7 protein-coding genes and 1 tRNA gene are annotated in these 7,553 nt (G+C 69.2%); 3 read left to right on the plus strand and 5 right to left on the minus strand.

Annotation, left to right across the window (positions count from 1 at the left end; all coding sequences use genetic code 11):
• Positions 1-92: 92 nt before the first annotated feature.
• The 5 genes from RMN84_RS06670 to RMN84_RS06690 all read right to left on the minus strand — a co-directional run bounded on the left by RMN84_RS06670 (position 93) and on the right by RMN84_RS06690 (position 5,319).
• Positions 93-167 (minus strand) — tRNA-Glu (locus RMN84_RS06670).
• A 94-nt stretch (positions 168-261) separates the two neighbouring features.
• Positions 262-1,362 (minus strand): non-hydrolyzing UDP-N-acetylglucosamine 2-epimerase, encoded by a 1,101-nt coding sequence (gene wecB, locus RMN84_RS06675; RefSeq protein ID WP_309611406.1) that lies wholly within the window; start codon positions 1,360-1,362, stop codon positions 262-264.
• 86 nt (positions 1,363-1,448) lie between these two features.
• Positions 1,449-1,730 carry an NADH dehydrogenase ubiquinone Fe-S protein 4 gene (locus tag RMN84_RS06680; protein ID WP_309611407.1) on the minus strand — a complete coding sequence of 94 codons (282 nt, stop codon included), beginning with the start codon at positions 1,728-1,730 and terminating at the stop codon, positions 1,449-1,451.
• Positions 1,731-1,789: 59 nt separating this feature from the next.
• Positions 1,790-4,267, minus strand: coding sequence for an ATP-dependent helicase HrpB (hrpB, locus tag RMN84_RS06685; protein WP_309611408.1), 2,478 nt, complete (start codon positions 4,265-4,267; stop codon positions 1,790-1,792).
• A gap of 38 nt (positions 4,268-4,305) precedes the next feature.
• Complete coding sequence (locus tag RMN84_RS06690; protein ID WP_309611409.1) at positions 4,306-5,319, minus strand: polyprenyl synthetase family protein; 1,014 nt, start codon at positions 5,317-5,319, stop codon at positions 4,306-4,308.
• A gap of 116 nt (positions 5,320-5,435) precedes the next feature.
• Here RMN84_RS06690 and RMN84_RS06695 point away from each other — a divergent pair, with 116 nt between their 5' ends.
• From RMN84_RS06695 to RMN84_RS06705, 3 genes are all read left to right on the plus strand, one after another.
• Positions 5,436-6,035 carry a LemA family protein gene (locus RMN84_RS06695; RefSeq protein WP_309611410.1) on the plus strand — a complete coding sequence of 200 codons (600 nt, stop codon included), beginning with the start codon at positions 5,436-5,438 and terminating at the stop codon, positions 6,033-6,035.
• Between the two features lie 89 nt (positions 6,036-6,124).
• Positions 6,125-6,940 carry a TPM domain-containing protein gene (locus RMN84_RS06700; protein WP_309611411.1) on the plus strand — a complete coding sequence of 272 codons (816 nt, stop codon included), beginning with the start codon at positions 6,125-6,127 and terminating at the stop codon, positions 6,938-6,940.
• Positions 6,940-7,553: hypothetical protein (locus RMN84_RS06705; RefSeq protein WP_309611412.1), on the plus strand; the 614-nt coding region annotated here is incomplete at its 3' end. The genes RMN84_RS06700 and RMN84_RS06705, both read left to right, overlap by 1 nt.

Raw genomic sequence — 7,553 nt, forward strand, 5'->3', positions numbered from 1 at the left:
GTCTCTGGCACGGATAGCGGGGAAAAGTTGGGGGAAGCGCCGCTCGCGGCGTCCTGATCCGAAATAAATTGTCAACTTTCCAATCGGTTAGCTGGTGACCCCTACGAGAATCGAACTCGTGTTTTCGCCGTGAGAGGGCGACGTCCTAACCGCTAGACGAAGGGGCCGCTGCGGGGCAGGGCGCGCCGGGCCTATGTCGCGTTCGCGCGGATTCGTCAATCTCGCGCGTGCGCGGCAGGTGCCATTCTCCTAAAAAGCGAATCAGGCGGCGGAGCTGCGCTGGTCGCGGTGAAGCAGCCAGCGGCGGATGTGGCCGGCAATGCGCGGCGCGGCGTGGCCGTCACCGAACGGCTGAGAAGGGCGGGCCATAGCCGCGAGCGCGGCCCGGTCGCGGTGCAGTCGGCGCACGTCGGCCAATATCTGCTCGGTCGAGGTGCCGACCAGCATGGCGTTGCCCGCCGCCAGCGCCTCGGGCCGCTCGGTCCGTTCGCGCAGGACCAGCAGCGGCACACCCAGTGTCGGCGCTTCCTCCTGCACCCCGCCCGAATCGCTAAGGATCAGCTCGGCGCGGCGCATCCGCTCGATCATGCCGCGATGGCCGGTCGGCGGGGAAAGGGTGATGCCGGGCTCGCGGGCGAAGAGCATGCGCATGGCGTCGGCGACCTGCGGATTAGGGTGGATTATGACCTCGACCCGGGCAGTGCGTTCGCTGGCCAGTTCGATCAGCGCGGCGGCCACCGCTTCGATCCCTCCGCCCCAATTCTCGCGGCGGTGACAGGTAACGAGGATATCGAGCGGATCGTCCAAGCGCCTGGCTTGCGGCTTCAACGGCGCCAAGGTGCCGAGCACCGCAAGTAGTGCATCGATGCCGGTATTGCCTGTGACAAGGATCTCCCCCGTCACCTCCTCGCTGCGCAAATTGGCGGCGGCGCCTTCGGTCGGGGCGAACAGCAGATCGGCCAGGGCGTCGATGGCGATGCGGTTGCCTTCCTCGGGCCACGGCATGGCCTGGTCAAAGCTGCGCAGCCCGGCCTCGACATGGGCCAGCGCGAAGTCGAGCTTCGCCGCCGCCCGCGCGCCGCCGAGCGCGCTCGATGTGTCACCCTGAACGATGACGAGGTCGGGCAGGTCGCGGTCGAGGATCGGCTCGATCGCCGCCGCGACCAGCGCGGCGTGCGCAATCGGATCGGCTATCCCGGCGCAGCCGAGCTGGTCGCACGGCAATCCGCCGAGCCCATGATCCTCGGGGCGCAGGTTCGGATGCTGCCCGGTGAGGAGCAGGCGCGGCGCGATCCCGATCGCGGCGAGCGCATGGGCGAGTGGTGCAAGTTTGATTGCTTCTGGACGCGTGCCGACAATCAACTGGACGCAATAAGCGGACAGTGTTCCCCCTAGTCTTCGGCGAGCAATCCCTGCCTCAGGCAGGAGAAGAGTGCAAGTCCAGACGGTTAACGGAAATTGTCGGCGTAGGTCTGTAGCTTAAGCGCCACAGGTGCGGCGGGGACGATGTGGACGTCGAAGCCCTTGCGCGTAGCATAGGCGACCGCCGCTTCCTTGCTGTCGAAACTCAGGCGAAGCTGCGTGTCGGTGTCACCCGATCCCGACCAGCCGGTCAACGGATCGGGCCGCAGCGCCTGCTGTCGCTCCATCTCCAGCACCCATAGGCCGGCCTTGGCCTTGCCCGACTGGGTAGTCTTGCGGTCCTGTTCGATGATGCGCGCGGTGGTCATGGCCGCCGAGTGCCGCAGCGGGAGCGGGGAATCAAGAGCGCCGGATCACGAGCGCCGGATCATGAGCGGGCGTCGGCGCGCTTGGTGCGCAGGGTCGGGACGGCGGCGGCGGGATCGTCGGGCCAGAGGTGGCGCGGATAACGGCCGCGCATCTCCTTGGCGACCTCGCGCCAGCTCCCGGCCCAGAAGGCGGGCAAGTCGCGCGTAGTCTGGATCGGGCGGTGGGCGGGAGAGGTCAGGCTGAGCGTCAGCGACACGCGCCCGGCGGCGACGGTCGGATGCTCGGCGAGGCCATAAAGCGCCTGCGGGCGGAGCTCGACCGTCGGTCCGCTGGGCGCGGCATAGTCGATGACGTGGCTGCTGCCAGCCGGCGCACAAAAGGTGGCGGGGGCGAGGCGGTCGATGCTGCGCGTCGCGTCCCAGCCGAGCCGCCCGTCGAGCGCGGCGCGGAGGCCGCCGGGGTCGATGGCGTCGAGGCGGCGCCTGCCGGTCAAGAGCGGCGGGAGCCACTCGTCGATGCTGGCGAACAGCGGTTCGTCGGACAGGTCGGGGATGGCGGGATCGTGGACGCGGGCGAAGGCGGCGCGGTGGCGGAGCGCGATCGCCGATTCGGGCCAGGGGAGCAGGTCGAGGCCATGACTGCGCACAGCCTCGAGCAGTGCCGCCTCGATCGCTTGGGCGGACGGTGCGGGATCGGGCGTGCTCGCCAACCTCAAGGCCCCGAGCCGCCGCCCGACGGTCGCGCTAATCGCATTGGTGGCGGGATCGAAGCGGACGTCGGAGAAGCGCTCGATCCGGTCGCCAAACAGGACCTCGACATCGGCGAAGTCGATTGCCGCCGCCGACAGGATCCGCGCGCCCGCTGCCGCGCCGGCGACCTCAGCCACCGCCAGCCATTCGCTGCGGGCAAGCGGGGAGGTCGGGTCGAGCCGGAACCCGCGCCCGCCGACCGAAGCCCATGACTCGCCAGTGGGGTCGCGGCGGCGGGCGATGCGATCGGGGAAGGCGAGGGCGATGGCTTGGCCCAATGCTCCGGTCCCGCGCGCAGTTGCGCTGTGTCGCGCTGATCCGTCGGGGGCGTGGGACGTGCGTTTCGCCCACCCGTCCGCCATCCGCCGAGCGGCATTGGCGCGCGTCCCGCGATCGCCCTGCCACCGCCGACAGCGCGCCTCGAGATCGGCGTCGTTCCCGCCCAGCCCGCGCTCGGCCAGCAGCGCCGCCACCTCCGCGCCGATCTGCCCGAACCCGCGCGCACTCGTCTCGATCAGCATGTGCGCCAGCCGTGGCTCGAGAGGCAGCGCGGCGATCGCCCGGCCATGCGGCGTGAGCGCCCCCGCTTCGTCGATTGCGCCTAATCGCGCCAGCCGATCCCGCGCCTCGGCCAGCCCCGCCGCGCTCGGCGGATCGAGGAACGGCAGCCGCGCCGGGTCGGCCTCGCCCCACGTCAGGCAGGTCAGCAGCAAGCTCGACAGGTCGGCGTCGACGATCTCTGCCGGATCGTGCGCGGGCAGGGCGGCATTGGCGGCTTCCTCCCACAGCCGGATCGCCACCCCCGGCCCCTGGCGAGCGGCGCGCCCGGCGCGCTGGGTCGCGGCGGCGCGACTGGCGCGTTCGGTCACCAGCCGGGTGAGCCCCGCCCCGCGATCGTAACGCGGGCGCCGGGCGAGCCCGCTATCGACGACGATGCGGACATCGTCGAGCGTCACGCTAGTCTCGGCAATGCTGCTGGAGAGCACCAGTTTGCGCGTGCCCGGCGCCGGCGGGGCGAGGGCGGCGCGCTGGGCGGCGGGATCGACCTGGCCGTGGAGGCGGTGGAGGATGACTCCCGGCGGAAGCGTGCCGAGCGCGGTCGCGGTGCGCTCGATCTCGGCGACGCCGGGCAAGAAGGCGAGCAGCGAACCGCCATGTTCGCCGAGCGCGCGGCGGATCGCGGCGGCCATTTGCGGCTCGATCCTCGCGGTCGGATCGCGGCCGATATGATGGAACGTTAGCGGGAAACTGCGCCCCTCGCTTTCGACCAGCGGTGGATCGCCGAGCAATCGCGCGAACCGCTCGCCGTCGAGCGTGGCCGACATGGCGAGGATGCGCAAATCGGGCCGCAGCGCCCCCGCCGCGTCGAGCGCCAGCGCGAGCGACAGGTCGCTGTCGAGGCTGCGTTCGTGGACCTCGTCGAACAGCAGCGCTGACACGCCGGCGAGTTCGGGATCGGCCTGAAGCCGCGCCAGGAACACGCCGTGGGTCATGACGATCACCCGGCTCGCCTTGCCGACCCGGCTGTCGAGCCGCGTCGCATAGCCGATCGTCGCGCCGGGCGCCTCGCCCAGCGCACGGGCCATATATTCGGCGGCGGCGCGGGCGGCGAGGCGGCGCGGGACCAGCAGCAGCGCCTGCCCATTGCACCAATCTTCGCCAAGCAGCGCCGGCGCCACCCGCGTCGTCTTGCCGGCACCGGGGGGCGCGATCAGCAGAGCGCGGGGGCCGTCGCGAAGGGCTGCAAGAAGCTCCGGGAGGACGAGGTCGATCGGGAGTTCGGTCACTTGGCTGCCTTAGCGCACTGCGGCCGAAGGGGTAGCGCCTAGTACGCCCGCGCGACCGCAAACTCGACCGCTTCGACCATTGCCGCCTTGGCGCGGCTGGCGGGGAAGGGGCCGAGGGCGTCGATCGCTCGCCGACCGTAATGGCGGGCGCGCTCGAGCGTGTCAGCGATCGCGCCGCTGTCGCGCATCAGGGTGACGGCGTGGGCGAGGTCCTCGTCGGACACTCGATCGCCCGCGACGGCGGCCTTCCAGAAGGCGCGGTCGTCGTCGCTGCCGCGCGCGTAGGACAGGATTAGCGGCAGGGTCATCTTGCCTTCGCGGAAATCGTCGCCGAGACCCTTGCCCATGGTCGCTTCGTCACTGGTGTAATCGATCGCGTCGTCGACCAGCTGAAAGGCGATGCCGAGATTGCGGCCGTAGGAATCGAGCGCGTCTTCTGCCGCTTCGCCCGCCTCTGCGACGACCGGGGCAATGCGGCAGGCGGCGGCGAACAGCGCGGCGGTCTTGGCGCCGATAATCGCCAGATACTGGTCCTCGCCAGTGTCGATGCGGCGCTGGGCGGTGAGCTGGTCGACCTCACCCTCGGCGATGACCGCGCTGGCGTGGCTGAGGATCTTGAGCACCTTGAGGCTGCCGTCCTCGACCATCAGCTCGAACGCCCGGCTGAACAGGAAATCGCCGACCAAGACGCTGGCGGGATTGCCCCAGATGAGATTGGCGGTGCGCTTGCCCCGGCGCATCGCCGACAGATCGACGACATCGTCGTGGAGCAGGGTCGCGGTGTGGATGAATTCGACCGCGGCGGCCAGCTTGGGGTGGCGGTTGCCGGGATAATCGAGCAGCGCTGCGCTGGCGAGCGTCAGCATCGGCCGCATCCGCTTGCCGCCGCCGGCAATGAGGTGCCCGGCGAGTTCGGGGATCAGTGCGACCTTCGACTGCATCCGGTCGAGGATGACGGCGTTGACAGCGTGCATCGGCTCGCCGGTCAATGCCAGCAGCGGATCGAGGGAGGGCGGGCGCCGGTCGGCAAGGGTCGAGACGGTCGCGGTCACGATCGCCAAGTAGGAGTGCGCGTGCCCAAGGACAAGCCGCCGCTGGTCGATCGCCGATTGTAAGCGGACCCGGCGCGGCCTACCTAGTGCGTCTCAGGTCACACAGGGGTTTGCACATGACTGTTCTGCGCCGTTTCGGTCTCCTTACGCCGCTCGCCGCGCTCAGCCTTACCGGCTGCGGGCTCAATTCGATCCCGACGGCGGAAGAGAACGTCAACGCCAAATGGGGCCAGGTGCAAAGCGAATATCAGCGCCGCGCCGACCTTATCCCCAATCTGGTCGCGACCGTGCAGGGCTATGCCAAGCAGGAGTCGAAAGTCCTGATCGAAGTCACCCAGGCGCGAGCTGACGCCGGTCGCGTGCAACTGAGCGCCGCCGATCTCGACGATCCGGCCAAGGTCAAAGCGTTCAACGATGCGCAGAACCGCGTGTCGGCAGCGATCATTCCGCTCCAACGGCTGCAGGAAGCCTATCCCGACCTCAAGTCGAATGCGAACTTCCTCACGCTGCAGAGCCAGATCGAGGGCACCGAGAATTCGATCCTGGTGTCGCGCAAGGACTATAACGAGGCAGTGCAGGCCTATAACACCCGCATCCGCACCTTTCCCGACGCGATCGGCGCGAAGATCTTCTATGGCGCCAAGCCCAAGACCCCGTTCGCGGCGAGCGCCGGATCGCAGGCCGCGCCCAAGGTCGACTTCGGAAATACCGGGTGAGCGTATCCGTGAGCATTATGCTCACTTGTCGTCATCGCGGCGAAGGCCGGGACCCGATCAGACCAAATAACGCGTCGCAGCTTCTCTGTTTGCTGTCGCGCTGGGCCCCGGCCTCGGCCGGGGTGACGGCGTGGCTGATCGCGTTCTTCATTTTCGTGGCTCCGGCGTTCGCGCAAACCTTCCCGCCGCTGACCGGCCGGGTGGTCGACAATGCGCACCTGCTCAGTATTAGCCAGACGGTGGACCTGACGTCGAAGCTCGCCGCGCTGGAGGCAGGGACCGGGCGACAATTGGTTGTCGCGACGGTGCCAAGCCTGCAGGGCCGAACGATCGAGGATTATGGCTACAAGCTCGGCCGGACTTGGGCGGTCGGGCAGAAGGGCAAGGACGACGGTGTCATTCTGCTCGTCGCGCCCAACGAGCGGCGCGTCCGGATCGAGACCGGCTATGGTGCGCGCGTGTTCCTGACCGACGCCGTGTCGAGCGTCATCATCCGCGACGTCATCACGCCCAAGTTCAAGGCGGGCGATATGGGGGGCGGGATCGTTGCCGGGACCGACCAGCTAGTCCAGTTCATGTCGCTCCCTGCCGCCGAAATGCATAAGCGCGCGGCGGCGGCGGCTCAGCAGCAGAAACGGTCGAACGATTCGCCCGGTTTCGTCCCGATCATCTTCTGGATCATCATCATCCTGTTCGTGATCATGCCGATCGTGCGCCGTGCGAGCGGGCGGCGCTACGCCGGCGGTCGCGGTGGGCCACCGGTCATCCTGTGGGGACCGGGCTTTGGCGGCGGCGGGGGTAGCAGCTGGGGCGGCGGTGGCGGCAGTAGCTGGGGCGGTGGCGGCGGCGGTTTCTCCGGCGGCGGCGGATCGTTCGGTGGCGGCGGCTCTTCGGGGGGATGGTGATGCTCGATCTGACCGACGACGAGCGCACCCGCATCGGCGAAGCGATCACCGCTGCCGAGCTGGGCAGTGACGGCGAGATCGTGGCGGCGGCGAGCGAGAGCAGCGACAGTTATCACGATGTCGCGCTGCACTGGGCGGTGGCGGTACTCATTGCGGTCCTCGCCTGGTTCGCGGCGTTTCCGGCGACGCTGACCTGGTACGACGAGCTGCTGTTTGGCGGCTGGCGCGAGGCACCCGGGCCGCATGAACTGCTGACCCTGCTGATGGTGCTGGCGGTGCTCAAATTCACCATCGTGCTGCTGATCCTGCGCATCCCGAAGTTGCGCCTTATGCTGACCCCCGGCACGTCCAAGCAGCGCCGCGTGCGCCGCCGCGCGATCATCGTGTTCAAGGCGGGGGCCGAGCGGCGCACGATTGGCCGCACCGGGGTCCTGATCTATCTGTCGCTGGCCGAGCATCGCGCCGAGATCGTCGCCGACGAGGCAATATTGGCGGTGACCGACGCCAGCAGTTGGGGCGAGGCGATGGCGGCGCTGCTGTCCGAAGTCCGCGCCGGGCGCCCGGCCGAGGGCATCAGCGCCGCGATCGGGATCGTCGGGACGGTGCTCGCCGA

Source organism: Sphingomonas sp. (assembly GCF_031380695.1).
Taxonomy (GTDB): Bacteria; Pseudomonadota; Alphaproteobacteria; order Sphingomonadales; family Sphingomonadaceae; genus Sphingomicrobium.